The sequence below is a fragment of the Flavobacterium johnsoniae genome (assembly GCF_030388325.1).
Classification (GTDB): Bacteria; Bacteroidota; Bacteroidia; order Flavobacteriales; family Flavobacteriaceae; genus Flavobacterium; species Flavobacterium johnsoniae_C.
On the sequence record NZ_CP103794.1, the window covers coordinates 729,203 to 749,304 of the forward strand.

Annotated in this window: 16 protein-coding genes; 14 read left to right on the plus strand and 2 right to left on the minus strand. The window is 32.7% G+C overall.

Features of this window, described 5'->3' with window-relative positions:
* Positions 1-249: 249 nt before the first annotated feature.
* Together NYQ10_RS03395 and NYQ10_RS03400 are read right to left on the minus strand one after the other, a co-directional pair.
* Entirely contained in the window at positions 250-819 is a 570-nt protein-coding gene (locus tag NYQ10_RS03395) for a 5-formyltetrahydrofolate cyclo-ligase (RefSeq protein ID WP_289878895.1), read from the minus strand.
* Complete coding sequence (locus NYQ10_RS03400; RefSeq protein ID WP_289878896.1) at positions 806-1,783, minus strand: succinylglutamate desuccinylase/aspartoacylase family protein; 978 nt, start codon at positions 1,781-1,783, stop codon at positions 806-808. The genes NYQ10_RS03395 and NYQ10_RS03400 overlap by 14 nt, the downstream gene beginning before the upstream one ends.
* A 135-nt stretch (positions 1,784-1,918) precedes the next feature.
* On the opposite strand from NYQ10_RS03400, the gene uvrC reads away from it, so the two are divergent.
* The 14 genes from uvrC (at position 1,919) to NYQ10_RS03470 (ending at position 20,074) form a co-directional block, all read left to right on the plus strand.
* Positions 1,919-3,718 (plus strand): excinuclease ABC subunit UvrC, encoded by a 1,800-nt coding sequence (gene uvrC, locus NYQ10_RS03405; RefSeq protein ID WP_289878897.1) that lies wholly within the window; start codon positions 1,919-1,921, stop codon positions 3,716-3,718.
* A 6-nt stretch (positions 3,719-3,724) separates the two neighbouring features.
* A complete protein-coding gene (locus tag NYQ10_RS03410; protein ID WP_289878898.1) occupies positions 3,725-4,261 on the plus strand; it encodes an XAC2610-related protein in 537 nt (178 codons plus the stop codon).
* A gap of 52 nt (positions 4,262-4,313) precedes the next feature.
* A complete protein-coding gene (locus NYQ10_RS03415) occupies positions 4,314-6,596 on the plus strand; it encodes a patatin-like phospholipase family protein (RefSeq protein WP_289878899.1) in 2,283 nt (760 codons plus the stop codon).
* A gap of 316 nt (positions 6,597-6,912) precedes the next feature.
* Positions 6,913-8,070 carry a homogentisate 1,2-dioxygenase gene (locus NYQ10_RS03420; protein WP_289878900.1) on the plus strand — a complete coding sequence of 386 codons (1,158 nt, stop codon included), beginning with the start codon at positions 6,913-6,915 and terminating at the stop codon, positions 8,068-8,070.
* Between the two features lie 286 nt (positions 8,071-8,356).
* A complete protein-coding gene (gene hppD, locus NYQ10_RS03425) occupies positions 8,357-9,517 on the plus strand; it encodes a 4-hydroxyphenylpyruvate dioxygenase (protein WP_179004192.1) in 1,161 nt (386 codons plus the stop codon).
* A gap of 299 nt (positions 9,518-9,816) precedes the next feature.
* Positions 9,817-10,587 carry a DUF3108 domain-containing protein gene (locus NYQ10_RS03430; protein WP_289878901.1) on the plus strand — a complete coding sequence of 257 codons (771 nt, stop codon included), beginning with the start codon at positions 9,817-9,819 and terminating at the stop codon, positions 10,585-10,587.
* Positions 10,587-11,528, plus strand: coding sequence for a tryptophan 2,3-dioxygenase family protein (locus NYQ10_RS03435; RefSeq protein WP_289878902.1), 942 nt, complete (start codon positions 10,587-10,589; stop codon positions 11,526-11,528). The genes NYQ10_RS03430 and NYQ10_RS03435 overlap by 1 nt, the downstream gene beginning before the upstream one ends.
* A 24-nt stretch (positions 11,529-11,552) precedes the next feature.
* Positions 11,553-12,773 (plus strand): M23 family metallopeptidase, encoded by a 1,221-nt coding sequence (locus tag NYQ10_RS03440; RefSeq protein WP_289878903.1) that lies wholly within the window; start codon positions 11,553-11,555, stop codon positions 12,771-12,773.
* A gap of 32 nt (positions 12,774-12,805) precedes the next feature.
* Positions 12,806-13,411: an SMI1/KNR4 family protein gene (locus NYQ10_RS03445; RefSeq protein WP_289878904.1), complete on the plus strand. Its 606-nt coding sequence runs from the start codon at positions 12,806-12,808 to the stop codon at positions 13,409-13,411.
* Between the two features lie 26 nt (positions 13,412-13,437).
* Positions 13,438-14,058 carry a hypothetical protein gene (locus NYQ10_RS03450; protein WP_289878905.1) on the plus strand — a complete coding sequence of 207 codons (621 nt, stop codon included), beginning with the start codon at positions 13,438-13,440 and terminating at the stop codon, positions 14,056-14,058.
* A gap of 98 nt (positions 14,059-14,156) precedes the next feature.
* Positions 14,157-14,312 carry a hypothetical protein gene (locus NYQ10_RS03455; protein WP_289878906.1) on the plus strand — a complete coding sequence of 52 codons (156 nt, stop codon included), beginning with the start codon at positions 14,157-14,159 and terminating at the stop codon, positions 14,310-14,312.
* A 3-nt stretch (positions 14,313-14,315) separates the two neighbouring features.
* A complete protein-coding gene (locus NYQ10_RS03460; protein ID WP_289878907.1) occupies positions 14,316-14,852 on the plus strand; it encodes a GNAT family N-acetyltransferase in 537 nt (178 codons plus the stop codon).
* 423 nt (positions 14,853-15,275) lie between these two features.
* The gene (gene pgi / locus NYQ10_RS03465; RefSeq protein WP_289878908.1) at positions 15,276-16,919 is read left to right on the plus strand and encodes a glucose-6-phosphate isomerase; all 1,644 of its coding nucleotides are present in this window, start codon (positions 15,276-15,278) and stop codon (positions 16,917-16,919) included.
* A 323-nt stretch (positions 16,920-17,242) separates the two neighbouring features.
* On the plus strand, positions 17,243-20,074 hold the full coding sequence (locus tag NYQ10_RS03470) for a TonB-dependent receptor (protein WP_289878909.1): 2,832 nt from the start codon (positions 17,243-17,245) through the stop codon (positions 20,072-20,074).
* The last annotated feature ends 28 nt before the right edge of the window (positions 20,075-20,102 follow it).

The window sequence follows — 20,102 nt, forward strand, 5'->3', positions numbered from 1 at the left end:
GCAAAATCGTGCCAAAAAAATTAAAATTACTTTTCTTACGAGAAAATAAAATAAGAGTCCTTGATTTTTAAGGGATTTGCTGCGGAATATTTTTTAAAATGTGAAGATTTTTTTGCCACAGATTAAAAGGATTAAATGGATTAATCTTTTGAAATCCTTTAATCTGTGACATTATTTTAAATCAATATATCGACAAACTTTGTGTTAGACGCACTGCGGTGCGTCTCTACAGAATATTGGGACGTGAATTTAAAACTGATATATTTTCTCAGGCGTAACGCAGAAATCTAATTTGATATCCGATTCAAAAACATCATCGATTTGGTTTACGGGTTCAAAAAACGAAAGTCCAATTTTGACGGTTTCAGGTTTGCATTCGGTAAGGAATTTATCGTAAAAACCTTTTCCGTAACCAATTCGGTTTCCGAAAACATCAAAAGCCAAAAGCGGTACAAAAACTACTTCAACCTTAGAAGAAGGAACTTCAATTCCGTCAACAGGTTCGGGAATATTGTATTCGTTTTTCTTTATTTTGGTATTATCTGTTAAAAGAAAATGAGTCATTTTTCTGGTATCAAAATCACTTTTAGAAATTAGGATTTCTTTGTCTTTTCCAGAAAGTAAATGCAAAACAAATTCGGTATTAACTTCTTTTTGTTCTTCAATCGGAAGAAAAACATGGTAATAGATTTTATCCCAAATTGGAATTTGGATTAATTGATTGGCAATCGCCAGACTTTTTTCTTCTATTTCATCAAAAGAAAGTAATTTACGGAGATTTTTATATTCTATTCGGAGTTCTTTTTTACTCGTCGGCATTGTCGGGCGTTTTAGATAAATGATAAATAGCGTCGCCTTCGTAAACAATTGGCGAATGGTTGGCATTAATTACATAACCATCATGAGGCGCTTTGACTTTCTGTTCAAATTTCCCAAACGGATCTGTAATAATCGCTAAGATAGTGCCTTTGGTTACATATTTTCCAACCAAATTAAAATCATGCAGCAAACCCGAACATTTGGCACGAAGCCAAACCGATTGTTTTATATAAATAGAAGGCGTTAAAGCTGGCTCAGCAATCTGTTTTGGGTCGAGCATATCTAAATAATGAAGCAGACGTTTAGTTCCTAAAACACCTTGATTGGCAATTTCGTTATTGATATCTAAAGATTTTCCACCCTCAAAAAGAAGCATTTTTACATTGGCATTTTCAGAAGTTTTTCTGAAAGAACCATTTATATTTTTAGAATAAAGTGTAAAAGGTGCATTAAAAATATCTGCCAAAACTTTTAACTCAGGATTATTTTCTGTGATTCTGATTTGTGGCGCATTGAATCTACTCGCTCCTCCTGCATGAAAATCGACTGCATAATCTAAAATCGGTAAAATTTCTTCTACAATATGATAGGCAAATCGGCTTGCAAGCGAACCTTTTTTACTTCCTGGAAAAACGCGATTTAAATCTCTTCCATCAGGAAATTCTCTTGATTTATTGACAAAACCATACATATTAATGACAGGAATGCAAATTATGGTTCCGCGCGAAGGTCTATTAATTTTTTTGCTGATAATCTGACGAACAATTTCTACGCCGTTAATTTCGTCGCCATGAATTCCGGCAGAAAATAAAATTGTCGGACCGTCATGCTTGGAACGGCGCACGATTACAGGAATATTCAACTTGGTTGTAGTATGCAGTCGAGCAATTTCGACATTTATGGTTCTGTGTTCTCCCGGCAAAATCGATTCGCCAAAAATAACCAATGGAGTACTATTTTTCATGTAGAATTATAAAATCTAAATATAGAAATTATTCTTTTGATTTCGTAAATTTGAAACTAATTCAATGTTAAGCTTTATTTGGAAATCGGAATGATTTTTGAAAAGCTTTACAAACATCTTCAGAAACAAAAAAGAATGCAAAAACCGGCTTTAGATCTTCAAATTTTAACCTTGCCAGACAATCCAGGTGTTTATCAATATTACGATAAAGACGGAAAAATCTTGTATGTCGGAAAAGCAAAAAATTTAAAAAAAAGGGTTTCATCTTATTTTAATAAAATTCACGATACCGCTAAAACAAACGTTTTGGTCAAAAAAATCGTGACGATTAAACACATCGTTGTTCCAACTGAAACCGATGCGCTTTTATTAGAAAATAATTTAATTAAAACGCTTCAACCGCGATATAATGTATTATTGCGAGATGATAAAAGTTATCCGTGGATTTGCATTAAAAAAGAACCTTTTTCTAGAATTTTTTTAACGAGAAGAATGGTTAAAGACGGCTCAGAATATTTTGGTCCGTACACCAATTTCAAAATGGTGCACACTATTTTGGATTTGATTAAAGAATTGTATCCACTTCGAACTTGCAATTATGATTTGAGCGAATCAAATATAAATTCAGGGAAATTTAAAGTTTGCCTAGAATATCATATTGGCAATTGCAAAGGTCCGTGCGAAGGTTTAGAACCTTTAGAAGAATATCAAAGACAAGTCAATGCCATTCGCGAAATCTTGAAAGGAAACTTTAAAGAAAGTTTAAAAGATTTCAAGAAGTTAATGAATACTTACGCTCAAAATTTACAGTTTGAAGAAGCGCAGAAAATCAAAGAAAAGATTGAGGTTTTAGAGAATTATCAATCCAGATCGACCATTATAAATCCGAAGATTACCAATATTGATGTTTTCTCGATTGTTTCTGATGAAAGTGCCGCTTATGTCAACTTTTTGCAGATTTCTCACGGTTCGATTATTCGTTCGCATACTTTAGAAATAAAGAAAAAATTGGACGAATCTGACGAAGAATTATTAGAATTGGCAATTGTAGAATTGCGTGAACGTTTTCAATTATTATCAAAAGAAATCATTGTTCCGTTTGAATTGGATTTGGGCGAAAACATTAAAGTAACCGTTCCTCAGCTTGGCGATAAAAAACAGATTTTAGATTTATCGATTCGAAATGCTAAGTTTTATCGCATCGAACAATTGAAACAATTACAAATTGTAGATCCAGATCGTCACGTAAATCGAATTATGGCGCAAATGCAAAAAGATTTACGCCTTCCTTCTGAGCCACGACATATAGAATGTTTTGATAACTCGAATATTCAGGGAACAAATCCGGTTGCGGCTTGCGTTGTTTTTAAAGACGGAAAACCGAGTAAAAAAGATTATCGTCATTTTAATGTCAAAACGGTTATTGGTCCAGATGACTTTGCTTCGATGACCGAAATTGTGTACCGACGTTACAGAAGATTGTTGGACGAAAACGAACCTTTACCACAATTAATTATCATTGACGGTGGAAAAGGACAACTTTCGGCAGCATTAAAAAGTATTGACGAATTAGGCTTACGCGGAAAAGTGGCAATAATTGGAATTGCAAAACGCCTAGAAGAACTTTTTTATCCTGGCGATTCAATTCCGTTATATTTAGATAAAAAATCTGAAACTTTAAAAGTAATTCAGCAATTGCGAAACGAAGCGCACAGATTCGGAATCACATTTCATAGAGATAAAAGAAGCAAATCGGCGCTTAATTCTTCTGTAGAAAGTATTCCGGGAATTGGCGAAAAAACAATGTTGGCGCTAATCCAACATTTTAAAAGTGTTAAAAGATTAAAATTGGCTACAGAAAAAGAAATTTCAGACGTTGTAGGTGTTTCGAGAGCCAAGAAAATTGTTGCATTTTATCATTCTAAAGAAATCTAATCCATTTTGAGAACAGTCTTTTTACATATTATTTTCTGTTTGTTTTTTGCTATTTCATATAGTCAAAACGATATTTCTTTTGTACAAAAAGACAAAAGTAAGATCGAGATAAGTTTTAAAAATAAAATTGGAACTAGCGATGAAGAATACGAACAAGCGGTCGAAATAAAAAATACTCAAACTGGAAAAACTCAAATTATAAATAACATCGAAGTTTCGATAACTGGAAAACCATCTCGTTTGGAAATAAACGATTATAATTTTGACGGTTACACCGATTTTGCCAGTTTCCGTACCGATGACGGAATGGGAGTTTACACGATTTATCAGATTTTTATCTTTAATCCGAAAACTAAAAATTTTGAACGTTTAGAATTTCCATCGAATTTTAATCCAAAATGTGATATGTTTTGCGATGTGAAAGTTGATAAAATTAAAAAGACACTTACATCAAGTTGCAGAGGCGGAGCACGAACCCATAACGATGTTTGGAAGTATGATCAAAACAAAAAGTTAATACTTTTAAAAACAACATCATATTAAGAGTAAACCAAAAAAAATTGCCGACTTTTACAAAACTAACTTGCAAATTTTTATGCGCCTAAATCAGTTGTCCATTTTAAATATCAAATCAAAAGAACTCCTTTCAAATACAATTTGGAAAGCAGTTTCTATGATGTTTGCATTGTTGGTGTTTTTTTCACAAAAATCATTTTCGCAAGAAATAAAAAAAGACAGCATTAAAAGACCAAAAATTGGTTTGGTTTTGAGTGGCGGCGGCGCGAAAGGTTTTGCACATATTGGCGTTTTGAAAGTTTTGGAAGAAGCGGGAATCAAAATTGATTATATCGGCGGAACCAGTATGGGATCTGTAATTGGCGGACTTTATGCTTCTGGTTATAATGCTTCTCAAATTGATTCGATTTTCAAAAAAACCAATTTCGACGAATTAATAAACGATTATATTCCGAGATCTTCTAAGAATTTTTACGGTAAAAAGAACGACGAATTGTACGCGATCGTTTTGCCGTTTAGTAATTTCAGAGTTGGTATTCCAGAAGCGCTTTCAAAAGGGATGTACAATTATAATTTATTGAGCAGTTTGACTCGAAATGTTCGTCATATTCGTGATTTTAATAAACTCCCTACTCCGTTTTTATGTATAGGAACCAATATTGAAACTGGCGAAGAAGTTTTATTGAATAAAGGAAATCTCGTTCAGGCAATGATGGCGAGTGCTGCTTTTCCTTCCCTATTTACTCCAGTAGAAATTGATGGAAATTTATTGGTTGATGGCGGTGTTGTAAACAATTATCCTATTGAAGAAGTACGAAAACTCGGTGCCGATATTATTATTGGTGTTGATGTTCAGGATGATTTGATGAAAAGAAAAAACCTAAAAAACGCTACTCGAATTTTGGTTCAGATTACCAATCTTCAGTCGATTGATAAAATGAAAAACAAAATAAAAAACACCGATGTCTACATTAAACCAGATATTCGTGACTTTGGTGTAATTTCATTTGATCGAGGCGAAGAAATTATTCGAAAAGGTGAAGAAGCCGCTTTTGCTGTTTATGAAAAAATTAAAGCATTAGCCGACGAAACTACTTTTTATAAAAAACCAAAACTAAAAGTTGCGTCAGACACTATTCAGATTCAGAAAATAAATACCGATAAATTAGACAACTACACCAAAGAATATATTCGCGGTAAACTTCGTTTTAAACCCGGAAGCACTATTACATATAATGGTCTTAAAACTGGAATTAACAATTTAAATGCGACACAAAACTTTAGTACTATTTCGTATTGTTTGCAGCCAGATGGCGACAAAGATGATTTGGATTTGGTTTTAAAAGAAAACCCAACACAGACTTTCTTAAAGCTCGGACTTCATTACGACGGACTTTATAAAAGCGGTATTTTATTAAATTTGACTCATAAAAAAACATTTTTAAAAAACGATGTGACTTCGCTTGATATAATTTTAGGCGACAATTTTAGATATGATTTCAATTATTATGTCGAAAATGGTTTTAATATCAGCTTTGGTTTCCGTTCGAGATTGAATCAGTTTAATAGAAATGTAACTACAAGTTTGAGTAATTTGGTAACGCAAAATCCGAACGTCAACTTAATTAATGTTGATTTTATGGATGTGAATAATCAAGCTTATTTCCAGACTATTTTTGTTCAGAAATTTTTAATGGGTGGTGGTTTAGAATATAAATATTTAAAAATAAATTCTCCAACTCTTGCCAATGAAGATAATATAATTGACAAAAGCAATTATTTTAGCGCTTTTGCCTATTTAAAATACGATTCGTTTGATGACAAATACTACCCAAGTTCTGGATTGTATTTTTCTACAGATTTACAAACCTATCTGGCATCTTCAGATTACACTAAAACTTTTAAACCTTTTTCGATTGCAAAAGCCGAAGTTTCTTTTGTAAATACTTTATTTAATAGAGCAACTTTTAAGATTGATGCCGATGCAGGATTTACTTTCGGAAACTCAAGTGTTCCTTTCTTTGATTTTATTTTAGGCGGTTATGGTTACAGCAAAATAAATAACTTCAATTATTTTTATGGCTATGATTTCTTAAGCATTGCAGGAAATAGTTACATCAAAACTGGAATTACCTTGGATTACGAAATTTTAAGAAAAAACCATATTAATCTTTCTGCCAATTTTGCCAATTTAGGAAACAATATTTTTTCTGATGTTGACTGGATTTCAATGCCAAAATATACCGGTTATGCAGTAGGTTACGGATTAGAAACCATTATTGGTCCAATTGAAATAAAGCAATCTTGGTCTCCAGAAATGTCTAGAAGCTTTACTTGGTTTAGCATTGGCTTCTTGTTTTAATATTATATTAATGAATACTTCAATAAAATCGTGTTATTTTTTTGCTTCGTGAAAATTATATCAAAAAACATTAAATTATTTTAGTTATAATTAATATAATTTTTATTTTTACTTCGAAAAAATTACGACATTTGTTATAATGAAAACAAATTGGACAGGTTTATTAGAGTATCTTCAATTCCTAATCAAGAGAAATCCTGAATAACGGCTCTATCGAATTGAAATAATTGGTCAATTGCAAAATTGAATCAATTATTAACTCTGCAATTCACATTTTCTAATTATCTAATTTACAAATTATCTAATTGAAAAGGCCATGCCATTATATCACAAACTCGGAGATTTTCCGCAAAAGCGACACACCCAATTTGAAAAACCAAACGGAGGTTTTTACTACGAACAATTGTTTGGAACCGAAGGTTTTCACGGACATTCGTCATTATCTTATCACGTACACAGACCAACGCAGGTTAAGGAAATTTTAAATTCTTATTCGGTTGAACCCAAAATTGCAATCGGAAAAAATATAAAATCCTTACTTTTTAAAGGTTTCGAATTAAAACCTGAAAATGATTTTCTAGACAGCCGAAAAGCAATGTTAGTCAATAAAGACTGTATTATTGGTTTGGCTGCGCCGAAAGAATCGCTTCGAAATTATTTCTACAAAAATGCCGACGCCGATGAAATGCTTTTCATCCATAGAGGAAAAGGAAAATTAAGAACCATGTTAGGAAATATTCCGTTTGAATATGGCGATTATTTGATTATTCCACGCGGTATTATTTATCAAATCGAATTTGAAACGGAAGATAATCGACTATTTTATGTAGAATCGTATTCTCCTTTTTATACGCCAAAACGATATAAAAACCAATCTGGGCAGCATTTAGAACATTCTCCATTTTGCGAGCGTGATTTTATTTTACCAAGTGAATTGGAAACACACGACGAAAAAGGTGATTTTTTAATCAAAATCAAAAAAGAAGGCATGATTCACGAAGTGGTTTATGCAACACATCCTTTTGACGTTGTGGGCTGGGACGGATATAATTTTCCATATGGATTTTCAATTCACAATTTTGAACCTATAACGGGACGTGTTCACCAACCGCCACCGGTACACCAAACTTTTGAAACGGCAACTTTTGTCGTTTGTTCTTTCTGCCCAAGACTTTACGATTATCATCCGAAAGCAATTCCGGCGCCTTACAATCACAGCAATATAGATTCTGACGAAGTGCTATATTATGTTGATGGCGATTTTATGAGTCGTAATAATATCGAGCAAGGTCACATCACTTTACACCCAAAAGGAATTCCGCACGGACCAGCGCCTGGCGCAATGGAACGCAGTATTGGTCATAAAGAAACTCAGGAATTAGCCGTTATGGTTGACACTTTTAGACCTTTAATGGTTACTGAAGAAGCAATGGGATTGGATGATGGAAAATATTACAAATCTTGGACGGAATAACTAAACTTATTTAAACGCAAAGTTCGCAAAGGATTTTTCGCAAAGTTTGCAAAGATTTTAATGACGTTGTACTTCAATGATTTCGCAAAGCTTTGCGTTCTTAGCGATTTTACAAAATCTAACTCAAAAAAACTCTGTGCCCTTTGCGTTAAAAAAAAGTCAAAAAGCTTTGCGTTCTTCGCGATTTTATAAAATCTAACTTAAAAAAATCTTTGCGCCCTTTGCGTTAAAAAAATTAAACACAACATTTCGGTTTTTCTAAATAACCGATTAACAAATAAACATCATGAGTAAAGAAGTAAAATCAGTAGAATACGGATTAGAGAAAATATTTGAAGGAGCACAAGACTTCCTTCCGTTATTAGGAACAGATTATGTAGAGTTTTATGTGGGGAATGCTAAACAATCTGCACATTATTACAAAACGGCTTTCGGATATCAGTCTTTGGCTTACGCCGGATTAGAAACGGGAGTAAAAGACAAAGCATCTTATGTTTTGAAGCAAGATAAAATCAGAATTGTTTTGACAACGCCTTTAACAGCTGATTCTCCTATAAATGAACATTTGAAAAAACATGGCGACGGAGTAAAAGTGGCAGCACTTTGGGTTGAAGATGCTACAAAATCTTACGAAGAAACTATGAAACGCGGAGCACGTTCTTTTATGGAACCAACCGTTGAAGAAGATGAATTTGGTCAAGTTATTCGTTCTGGAATTTACACTTACGGAGAAACGGTTCACATTTTTGTAGAAAGAAAAAATTACAACGGGGTTTTTCTTCCAGGTTACAAAGAATGGAAATCAGACTATAATCCAGAACCAACGGGATTAAAATATATTGATCACATGGTTGGAAATGTGGGTTGGAACGAAATGAATACTTGGGTAAAATTCTACGAAGACGTAATGGGATTCGTGAATTTCCTATCATTTGATGACAAACAAATTACTACAGAATACTCTGCTTTGATGAGTAAAGTAATGTCAAACGGAAACGGAAGAATTAAATTCCCAATCAACGAACCAGCAGAAGGAAAGAAAAAATCACAAATTGAAGAATATTTAGATTTTTATGGCGGACCTGGAATTCAACACATTGCCATTGCTACAGATGATATTATCAAAACCGTATCGCAATTAAGAGCACGCGGTGTTGAATTTTTATCTGCTCCTCCTCATACTTATTATGAAGCAATTCCAGAAAGATTGGGTGTTCATATGGATATGATGAAAGAAGATATTAATGAAATTGAAAAATTAGCCATCATGGTTGATGCTGATGAAGATGGCTATCTTTTACAAATATTTACCAAGCCAGTTCAAGATAGACCGACACTTTTCTTCGAAATTATTCAAAGAATGGGTGCTAAAGGGTTTGGCGCAGGTAACTTTAAAGCCCTTTTTGAGTCAATTGAAAGAGAGCAAGAATTGAGAGGAACGCTATAAAACGTTAATTTTCATACACAAAACAGCATAATTCTCTAAAAAACGATGCTTTTTTTGCAAATGATATGTTAAACTTGACTTTAGCTATTTGTTTTTTGAACTTTCTATCTATCTTTGCACTCGCAAATAAGGGAGGGGTGGTTTCCTTCCGAATTGATATAAATTTCATAATTTATAGTTTTTTGGTTAGTTAATAGCATAAAAACTCAGTCATCTTTTGACTGAGTTTTTTTGTTTTGGTACATTTGGAATAGAATTTGCATTTATTTATCTTTATAATGAAATGTAAAAATTGTACTATGAAAAAGTATTTCCTCATCATATTAGCACTAACGACACTAGCGTTCGACACTCAAAAAGAGGACGCTTTCGATACTGGAGAATATTTCAAATTTAGAATTCATTACGGAATTGTAAACGCCGGATACGCTACTCTCGAAGTAAAAGATGCTACCATTAATAATAAAAAGGTATATCATTCTGTTGGAAAAGGTTACACTACCGGAATGTCTAAGTTTTTCTTCAAAGTAGAAGACTTATACGAAAGTTATTTTGACAAAGAAACTGGAAAACCATATCGTTATGTTCGAAAAATTGACGAAGGTGGTTATACTAAAAATCAAGAAGGAATTTTCAATCAAGGAGAAAATAGAGTTTTAGTAAAAGACTACAAACGAAAATCTGAAAAAACGATTATTGTTACGGAAGAAGTTCAAGATATTGTTTCGGCTTTTTACTATTTGAGAAATCATCCAAATATTGACAAATTAAAATCTGGTGAAGCCATCACAATTGATATGTTTTTTGATGATGAAATCACAAAATTTAAGTTAAAATATGTAGGTCGTCAAGATATTACAACTAAATTTGGAACCGTTTCTACAATGGTTTTCAAACCGCTGGTGCAAACAGGAAGAGTGTTTAAAGAAAAGGAAAGCTTAACACTCTGGATAACAGACGATGTAAACAAAGTTCCGATAAGAATAAAAGCAGATTTGGCGGTAGGATCTCTTAAAGCCGATCTCGATGAATATAAAGGATTAAAAAGTCCACTAAAAGCAAAAAAATAATGAACCCTACAGATAATTCTGAAGCAATCTTAAAAGAAATTGACTTAAAATTTCAAGCCATAAATCAAAAAACTGATGTTCAATTAGAAGGATTGCTTTGGGCTAAACCAATCACTTATTGGGATTATATTCAGACTGATGCTCTTTTAAATTTACAAATTCAACGTACCACACTTCCTGACGAAATGGTTTTTATCATGTATCATCAGGTAAACGAATTAATCTTCAAAATGATTTTGTGGGAAATTGATCAAATCGCAGAAACAGAAAACATTCAAGTAGATTTTTTCAGCGAAAGATTATCTAGAATTACACGATATTTTGATATGCTTACCAACTCTTTCAGTATTATGGAAAACGGCATGGAAGTAGATCAATACATGAAATTTAGAAATACACTTACTCCTGCAAGTGGTTTTCAAAGTGCACAATACAGAATGATTGAATTTGCTTCGACAGATGTAATCAATTTAACAGACAGAAGATACAAAGCAAATTTTGATGAAAATACCGATTTAGAAACCAGCTTCGAACATTTGTATTGGCAAGCTGCAGGAAAAGATTACCACACGGGCGAAAAATCATATTTACTTCAAGAATTCGAAAACAAATACAAGGTTCAATTTCTGAGACAAATGTCTACTTTTAAGACAAAAAACATCTGGCAGAAATTTTCTCAACTTCCAGAAAAAGATCAGCAAAATCCAGAATTAATTGCGGCAATGCGTCATTACGATAAAACGGTGAACATCACTTGGGTTATGCAGCATCTTAATACTGCAAGAAAGTATATTTTAGAAAGTGGAAAAGGTAACGGCGAAGCAACTGGCGGAAGCGACTGGCAAAAATATATGCATCCAAAATACCAAAGACGCATCTTTTTTCCTAAATTGTGGACCGAAGAAGAATTGTCGAATTGGGGAAATGAAACCGTAGCATAATTTCACCACAAAAAAACAAAAAGTTTGAAAAAAGCAGTCGTAATTTTAATTGTCTTGTTTTCTATTTTTTCATGTAAAAAAGCAGAAGAAAAAGTAGAAACCAAAATTACTAAACCAGCAACCAAAAAAATAGAATTCGGTTTTAATTACGCAGATTTCAATGTTGTTAATGATACAATTTCAAAAGGAGATTCTTTTGGCTCAATCGTACAAAGTCAGAATATTGGAGACAAAAAAGTTTTTGAAATTGTAGAACAAGTTAAAGATTCTTTTAATGTAAGAAGTATTCGTTACGGCAAACCTTTTACTTTACTTCGTTCAAAAAACAAAACTAACAATTTACAGGTTTTCATTTATCAGCCAGACGCTTTAAGTTATTATGTTATTGATTTAAGAGATAGCATTGCAAAAGCTTATAAGAAAGTAAAACCCGTTACTTTAAAAAGAAAAATTATTGGTGGCGTTTTAAAAACTTCATTATCTGAAACTTTAGGAGGTGAAGATGTCGAAACAGCATTGGCAAGTAGAATTACAAAAGTATTCTCTTGGTCTATTGACTTCTTCAAACTTAAAAAAGGCGATCGTTACGGATTAATTTTCACAGAACGTTTCATCAACGGAAAAACTTACGATGGCGTTGAAGATCTTGAAGCGGCATTTTTTGAATATAAAGGTAAAATCGTTTATGCTTTTCCTTTTGAAAGAGATACGACTTCAGGAAAAATAGAATATTATGATGATGAAGGAAAAACACTTAAAAATTTCTTTCTAAAAACACCAATCAAATTCAGCCGAATTACTTCTAGATTCACCATGAATAGATTTCACCCAGTTCAACATACTTGGAAAGCACACAAAGGAACAGATTACGCAGCGCCAACTGGAACACCAATTTCAACAACTGCTTCTGGAGTTGTAGAAACAACAGGATATACCGCCGGAAACGGGAACTTTGTAAAAGTAAAACACAACGGAACCTACTCTACTCAATATTTACACATGTCTAAAATCTTGGTTCGCCGCGGACAGCGCGTAACGCAAGGACAGACAATTGGTTTGGTTGGAAGTACAGGTTTAGCTTCCGGACCTCACGTTTGTTACCGCTTCTGGAAAAATGGCGTACAAGTGGATGCACTTCGTTTGAACCTTCCGACTGGAGAATCTTTGACAGGAAATGATAGAACTCGTTTTATGAAACAGATTGAACCTTTGAAAAGAGAATTGGATAGTATTGGGAATTTGTAAGAATTAATCCTTTTTTTGCAAAAAAAAAATCCATGATAGATATAAATCTAAAAAGCGACATTATTATTCCTTTTGATAAAATAGGCGATAATGGTTGGGATGAAAAATCAAAATTGATAATTGAAGCTTTAGCAGAAAATTGGAGTAATGAACTACAAACGCCAATTTCAGTAGAAGAAATTAAAAATTTGGAAAAGCGTTTAGGAACCACCCTTCCAAATGGATTGAAAACTTTTTACAAAACTTTTGGAATTGCTGATATTGGAGAAGAATTACAACGTTTTGAAGACATAATATGGATGAAAGATCTTTGGGAAGAAGATAGTCCTTATGGTCCTGATTTCTCAAACGAAGATAAAACTTTGTTACCACACCTAATTACATTTAGCGACTATTTAGGAAATGGAAATATGTTCTGTTTTCATACCGAAACCAAAGAAATATATTATTTCGATCATGACACTAAACCTTTCATAACAAAAATGTTTGATAATGTCGACGATTATATTAAAGGTTGCTTAATTTTCGCTCAAGCTGATCTTTTCGGTGAAGTTGGACAAGAAAAGGTTGAAAAATGGACTGAAGAAATTGCGGAAAATTTATTTGGAAAAATCATTGTTCGAAAGTGGAGATATTAAAAATCAACTTTATTTAATAAAAGATCATGAAAAATTCGCGTCTTAAAACCATGTATAATGAAACTTTTTCTGGTTTAAAATTATTTTATAGGGACACCAATCTTTCAGAAAATTTAATTTTAAATTATAAAGTTGGTCAAATAATTCAGGAAAAAGGTTTTACAGATATGAGTTCAATTGGCGGAGGACTTTCTGGAAACTTCAGGTATTTAATTGCAAGTGCTCACGCCAAAGATTTATCAAAATTTAATCCTGATTCGGCAAAAATCGGTCATTTTCTTTTAGATTCAATTGCTTATTTTAAAGTTTTGGATATTCAAAAAATCGAAAATAAGACACAGGTTTTTCTTTTAAATATTCCAGACATTTCGATTTCGCTTTTTAAAAATTCAACTTCAAATTTAGAGGAAGAAATTATAGAAAAAGCACAAAAACGCTTTCGCGAAAAAATCGATTTACCTTTAATTCCAGAATTGCAAACTGAAAACTGGAAAGAAAGAACAAAATCTCCACTTGGAATGGACGATAACGGGAATTTATTTTTTGATGATTCTAAAATTAAAACCGAATCTCCAAAAAGAATTGATGTTGACACAACTAAGAAAGTTATTGAAATCAACAAAAAACCTTGGTGGAAAATTTGGTAAAGAAAATTTCATCTTTTTACAAAAAAGTTAAAATTTGAAATTCAATCAAAAAATACTTACATTTGTAACATAATTATTACTTTATTAAAATCTAAAAAATGGCAACAACAATTAAAATTACTCCAGTAGTAAAAGGTAAGGAATCTAAAAGATTCAATGCTGCCATTTCCACAAGTAAAACAAATAAGATTTCTGAAGAAAAAAAAGCTAGAATATTTTCTTTAGTAAGCAAAGTAATGTCGAAAAAGGCATGATGAATGGATTTATCTGATTTTGTTTTTTCAGCTTTAAATAATGATGACGTTTTAGAAAATTTTGATTGTGAAGACGACGAAATAAATGAATTTTTACTTGAAGATTCTAAAAATTTTCAAAACGAAAAAATCACAAATACTTACTTATTTAAGCAAAATAGTAGTGTTGCAGCTTTCTTCTCTATTTCAAATGATTGCTTAAATGATCTAGGTTACGAAAATTCTATTTGGAACAAACTACATCGAAAAATAAAATTGCCAAACGAAAAAAGAATTCGACAATATTCTGCTGTAAAAATTGCAAGATTAGGAATTGATAAAAATTATAAAGGCAAAGGCTTATCTCATCAACTTCTTGATTTTATAAAAGGATGGACATTTATTGAACACAAACCTGCATGTCGATTACTTATACTAGATGCGTACAACAAACCTGTACAACTTTCTACTTATCAAAAAAATGATTTTATCTTTTTATTAGATTCAGATAAAGAAGAAAAACATAGATTTATGTATTTTGATTTAATGAGGCTGGAATAAATTCCCTAATTCACTCTAATTACCAATTTCAAAAATAGCAAAAAAATATGATCTTATTATCTTGCGGCCCCATACTACAGCCTCTAATTGGCATGTTCTGTTCAGGAGTAATTTGCATTATTCTTTTTTTCTATTCAATAAAAAGAGTAAAACAGACCGATTTCTATCAAGAAATATATTCAGAATCTTCACCGCTTAGTAAATTTGGCTATATCATTGCTTTTCTAATTGCCAGCTTATGTTTATTATACCTAATATTTATAATTCTAGCGCTTTTTATTGCCGGTATCGTTTTTAGTTTCATAAAATAGAATCCATAAAACGTTTTCGTAACTAATTGTTATATAATCGTGAACCGTTCTCCTTTTAAAAGTTATTTCAGTATTTTTGTGTTTCAAAGAACAAACTCAATTATAGATAAAAATGGCTTTAAACACAACAAACCCAACTGGGACTGAAGCGTGGAAAAATCTCCAAAACCACTATAACGCAATTCACGAAACCACAATACAAGAATTGTTTCAACAAGATAGTGCCCGCGCTGAGAAATTCAATTTGCAATGGAACGATTTCCTTGTAGATTATTCTAAAAATAATATTAGTCAAGAAACTATTTCGCTTTTATTAGAATTGGCAGATTCAATCGGATTAAAAAATGCAATTGCTGATTATTTTGGAGGTGAATTAATTAATAAAACAGAAAATCGTGCTGTACTTCATACTGCTTTACGAGCTCCAGAATCTGCTGTAATTAAAGTTGATGGAGAAAATGTAATTCCAGAAGTTTACGAAGTAAAAAATAAAATCAAAAGTTTTACTGAAGAAGTTATTTCTGGGCAAAGAAAAGGTTATACAGGAAAAGCATTTACTGATGTTGTAAATATTGGAATTGGTGGTTCTGACCTTGGTCCAGTTATGGCGGTTGAAGCTTTACAGTTTTACAAAAATCATTTAAACCTTCATTTCGTTTCAAATGTTGACGGTGATCACGTTAATGAAATCATTAAAAAATTAAATCCTGAAACTACTTTATTTGTAATTGTTTCTAAAACTTTTACAACTCAAGAAACACTTTCAAATTCTGAAACTATTAAAGAGTGGTTTTTAAAATCGGCTTCTCAGGAAGATATTGCAAAACACTTCGCGGCTGTTTCTACAAATATTAAAAATGTAACAGAATTCGGAATTAATCCAGACAACGTTTTTCCGATGTGGGATTGGGTTGGAGGAAGATTTTCTCTTTGGAGCGCTGTTGGTTTAAGTATCGCTTTGGCAATTGGTTTTGAAAACTACAACCAATTATTAGTTGGAGCAAACGAAATGGACGAGCATTTCAAATCAACTGACTTAGATAAAAATATTCCAGTAATTTTAGCTTTATTAAGCGTTTGGTACAATAATTTTTATGGTGCAGAAAGTGAAGCTTTGATTCCATACACACAATATTTGTCAAAATTAGCTCCGTATTTGCAGCAAGCAACTATGGAAAGTAATGGAAAAAGTGTTGGCCGTGACGGAAAACCTGTTAATTACCAAACAGGAACTATTATTTGGGGAGAACCAGGAACAAACTCACAACATGCTTTCTTCCAATTAATTCACCAAGGAACAAAAAGAATTCCAACAGATTTTATCGGATTTGTAAAACCACTTTACGGAAACGAAGATCATCATGATAAATTGATGTCAAACTTTTTTGCTCAAACGGAAGCTTTAATGAACGGAAAAACTCCAGCGCAAGTTCAGGCAGAATTTGACAAACAAGGACTTTCTACAGAAAAAGCATCTTATTTATTGCCTTTTAAAGTTTTCACAGGAAACAAACCAACGAATACAATCTTGATTCAAAAACTGACTCCAAAAAGCTTAGGTTCTTTAATTGCTTTATACGAACACAAAATTTTCACTCAAGGAATTATTTGGAACATCTTAAGTTTTGATCAATGGGGAGTTGAATTAGGAAAACAATTGGCTAATTCTATCTTAGATGAAATCAATTCTAAAACTGTTAAAACACACGACAGTTCGACTTCTTTTTTATTGAATCATTTCTTAAAAAATAAATAAAAGCAGAAATTTAATATTTCTCTAACAGATTGAAACGTCTTAATTTAACAAAAATTAAGACGTTTTTTTACATAAAAAGCCGACAAAATGAATGCAAATTAAGTTGATTTGCACAATTTCACTTACAACTCTGTTCAAAAAATTACAGATTTAACAAAAAACGCTTACATTAATTTAAACAAACAGCGTTTTTTTTAATAAAAAAAGGAAAATTCATTTTAATGCGCAACATAAAAGACAAAACTGGTTTTTCTTAACATTTCGATAACATTATCTAAGTTATTTGTTATAATTTTGCCAAAAACAATTAACTCAATAACAAAATGAAGAAAATGAAAAATTGGTTACTTACCGGACTATTTTTTATGATAGTTTCAACCGTATTTTCTCAAGGAAAAGTTACTGGTACTATTACCGATGGAACAGGTGGTTCTTTACCAGGAGCAAACGTAGCGATCAAAGGATCATCTACAGCTACTTCAACAGATTTTGATGGTAAATTTACCCTCAATTCAACAACAGGTTCGGGAGAGATTGTTGTCTCTTTCTTAGGTTATGACAGCAAAACTGTAAAATTTACAGTATCTAATGGCTCAACAACAAACTTAGGTGAGATTGTTTTAGCATCTAACTCGAACGAATTAACTGAAATTGTAGTAAAAAGTAGCGTAATTGACGTTGCTAAAGACAGAAAAACTCCGGTTGCTGTTTCTACAATTAAAGCAGCTGAAATTCAGCAAAAATTAGGAACTCAAGAGTTTCCAGAGATCTTAAGAAACACTCCTTCTGTTTATGCAACTAAATCAGGTGGTGGTTTTGGAGATTCTAGAATTACATTACGTGGTTTTAACCAAAATAATATCGCTGTAATGATCAATGGTATGCCAGTTAACGACATGGAAAATGGTTCTGTTTACTGGAGTAACTGGGCTGGTTTATCAGATGTAGCTTCTGTTATTCAAGTTCAAAGAGGTTTAGGATCTTCTAAATTAGTTTCTCCTTCTGTTGGGGGAACAATCAATATCCTTACTAAAACTTCTGACAGAAAAGAAGGCGGATCTTTCGCTTCTATGTTCGGTAATGGAAGAAACTTTAAAATTCAAGGTTCTTACAGTACAGGAAAATTAAGCAACGGACTTTCTGCTTCTATCTTATTGTCTCAAACAATGGGAGATGGTTACATTCCTGGAACAGCATTTGAAGGTTCAAACTACTATTTAGCTTTAGGATATGGAAACAAAAGCGGTACGCATGATTTCCAATTAACAGTAACTGGTGCACCACAATGGCACAACCAAAGATCTACTGTATCTACAATTGCTACTTACCAACAATACGGTTCTCTTGACAAACCAAATATCAAATATAACGCTGATGCAGGTTACAGAAATGGTGAAGAGTACAACATCAGAAAAAACTACTACCACAAACCAATTGCATCTTTCAACTGGGATTACAAAATAAACGAAACTACAAAACTTTCTACAGTACTTTATGCGTCTTTAGGACGTGGAGCTGGAGCTAGTGCTGCTGGTGGAATTAGAGGAAAAGCTTACAATGATTTAGTAGCTTTCAGAACTCCAAACGGATTAATCGATTACGATAAAATCGAAGCATACAATTCAGGACAACCTGTTTACATCAACGGTTTTACAGGATTACAAACAAGAGCTAAAGTAGGAGGTGTTTACCAAAATACATTCTCTTCTGGTTCTAATGCTGCTACTGGTGCAAGCACTGGTACTTCAGGAATCTCTCAAACATCTTCTATCAACTCTCATGACTGGTACGGAGCTGTAATCAACTTAAACAAAAAACTTGGAGAAAACTTTACTTTAGACTTTGGTTTTGATGGAAGAACTTACACAGGATACCACTTTACAGTAGTAAACGATTTATTTGGAGCTGATGAGTTTTACGATACTTCTAAGAAAAGTGATCCTGCAAGACATATTACTTCAACATACCCTACAGATGTTCAATGGAATGTTTTTGACAAGAAAAACTACGACAAAATCTCTTTCAACAGTACTGGAAAAGTTAGATGGTATGGTGTGTTTACTCAATTAGAGTACTCTAAAGACAACTTAACTGCTTTCATTCAAGGAGCTATTTCTCAACAAGGATTTAAAAGAGAAGATGATTTCGTTTACTTACCAACTGATCCTTTGTCATCAACAGATTACAAAAATGTTTTAGGTGGAAACGTTAAAGGTGGTGTTAACTACAACCTTAACGAAAAAAGCAATGTTTTCGTTAATGCAGGATACTACTCAAGACAACCATTCTTCAACTCTGTATATCCAAACAACAGATCTACAATAAATCCTAACCTTACTAATGAGAAAATCATAGGTTTTGAAGCTGGTTACTCTTTCCGTTCAAGATTCTTTAATGGTTCTGTTAACGTTTACAACACAAACTGGAATGACAGATACTTAAAAGGAAATGCTTTACCAACTTCTCCAACTATTCCAGCTGGTACAACTTATACTGAGTACACAGGACTTAACGAAGTTCACTCTGGTATTGAGTTCGAAGGAAGCTCAAACATTACAGACAAATTAAGACTTAATGGTATGTTTTCTTACGGAATCTGGGAATACAAAGGAAATGCTACATTAAATGCATACTGGCAAGTAGACAACACTCCAGTACCTGGATATACTGCTGCTACTATCTACATGGATGGTGTAAAAGTTGGTGATGCTGCACAAGTAACAGCTTCTTTGGGTGCTTCTTACGAAGTTTTAACAAGAGTGTTTTTAGATGCTAACTACAACTACAACGACCATGTTTACGCTGGAATTAGCCCTAACAGCTTTACAAATCCTGTAAACAAAGGATCATTAGAATTACCTGCTTACGGATTATTTGATGCTGGTTTCTCATACAAAATGTTAACTGGTAAAAACAAAGACAAATCTGTAAACTTCAGATTAAACGTAAACAACGTATTTGACAAAGTTTATATTGCTGAATCAAGAACTAACTTCTTTGCAGATGATAACTTACCTGTTGCTACTGGACAACCAGCTGGTGCAAACGGAACTTATGCTTCAAATGGATTAGTTTGGAATGGTGTAGCAAACAATAACCAGGTATACTTCGGTTTTGGAAGAACTTGGAACTTTACACTACGTTACGATTTCTAAGAATTTAGAATCTAAATAAATAGTAAAA

Coding starts and splice junctions, on each gene's coding strand:
- NYQ10_RS03395 (WP_289878895.1), bottom strand. CDS start 819: ATGCCGACGAGTAAAAAAGAACTCCGAATAGAATATAAAAATCTCCGT.
- NYQ10_RS03400 (WP_289878896.1), bottom strand. CDS start 1,783: ATGAAAAATAGTACTCCATTGGTTATTTTTGGCGAATCGATTTTGCCG.
- uvrC (WP_289878897.1), top strand. CDS start 1,919: ATGCAAAAACCGGCTTTAGATCTTCAAATTTTAACCTTGCCAGACAAT.
- NYQ10_RS03415 (WP_289878899.1), top strand. CDS start 4,314: ATGCGCCTAAATCAGTTGTCCATTTTAAATATCAAATCAAAAGAACTC.
- NYQ10_RS03420 (WP_289878900.1), top strand. CDS start 6,913: ATGCCATTATATCACAAACTCGGAGATTTTCCGCAAAAGCGACACACC.
- hppD (WP_179004192.1), top strand. CDS start 8,357: ATGAGTAAAGAAGTAAAATCAGTAGAATACGGATTAGAGAAAATATTT.
- NYQ10_RS03430 (WP_289878901.1), top strand. CDS start 9,817: ATGAAAAAGTATTTCCTCATCATATTAGCACTAACGACACTAGCGTTC.
- NYQ10_RS03435 (WP_289878902.1), top strand. CDS start 10,587: ATGAACCCTACAGATAATTCTGAAGCAATCTTAAAAGAAATTGACTTA.
- NYQ10_RS03445 (WP_289878904.1), top strand. CDS start 12,806: ATGATAGATATAAATCTAAAAAGCGACATTATTATTCCTTTTGATAAA.
- NYQ10_RS03450 (WP_289878905.1), top strand. CDS start 13,438: ATGAAAAATTCGCGTCTTAAAACCATGTATAATGAAACTTTTTCTGGT.
- NYQ10_RS03455 (WP_289878906.1), top strand. CDS start 14,157: ATGGCAACAACAATTAAAATTACTCCAGTAGTAAAAGGTAAGGAATCT.
- NYQ10_RS03460 (WP_289878907.1), top strand. CDS start 14,316: ATGGATTTATCTGATTTTGTTTTTTCAGCTTTAAATAATGATGACGTT.
- pgi (WP_289878908.1), top strand. CDS start 15,276: ATGGCTTTAAACACAACAAACCCAACTGGGACTGAAGCGTGGAAAAAT.
- NYQ10_RS03470 (WP_289878909.1), top strand. CDS start 17,243: ATGAAGAAAATGAAAAATTGGTTACTTACCGGACTATTTTTTATGATA.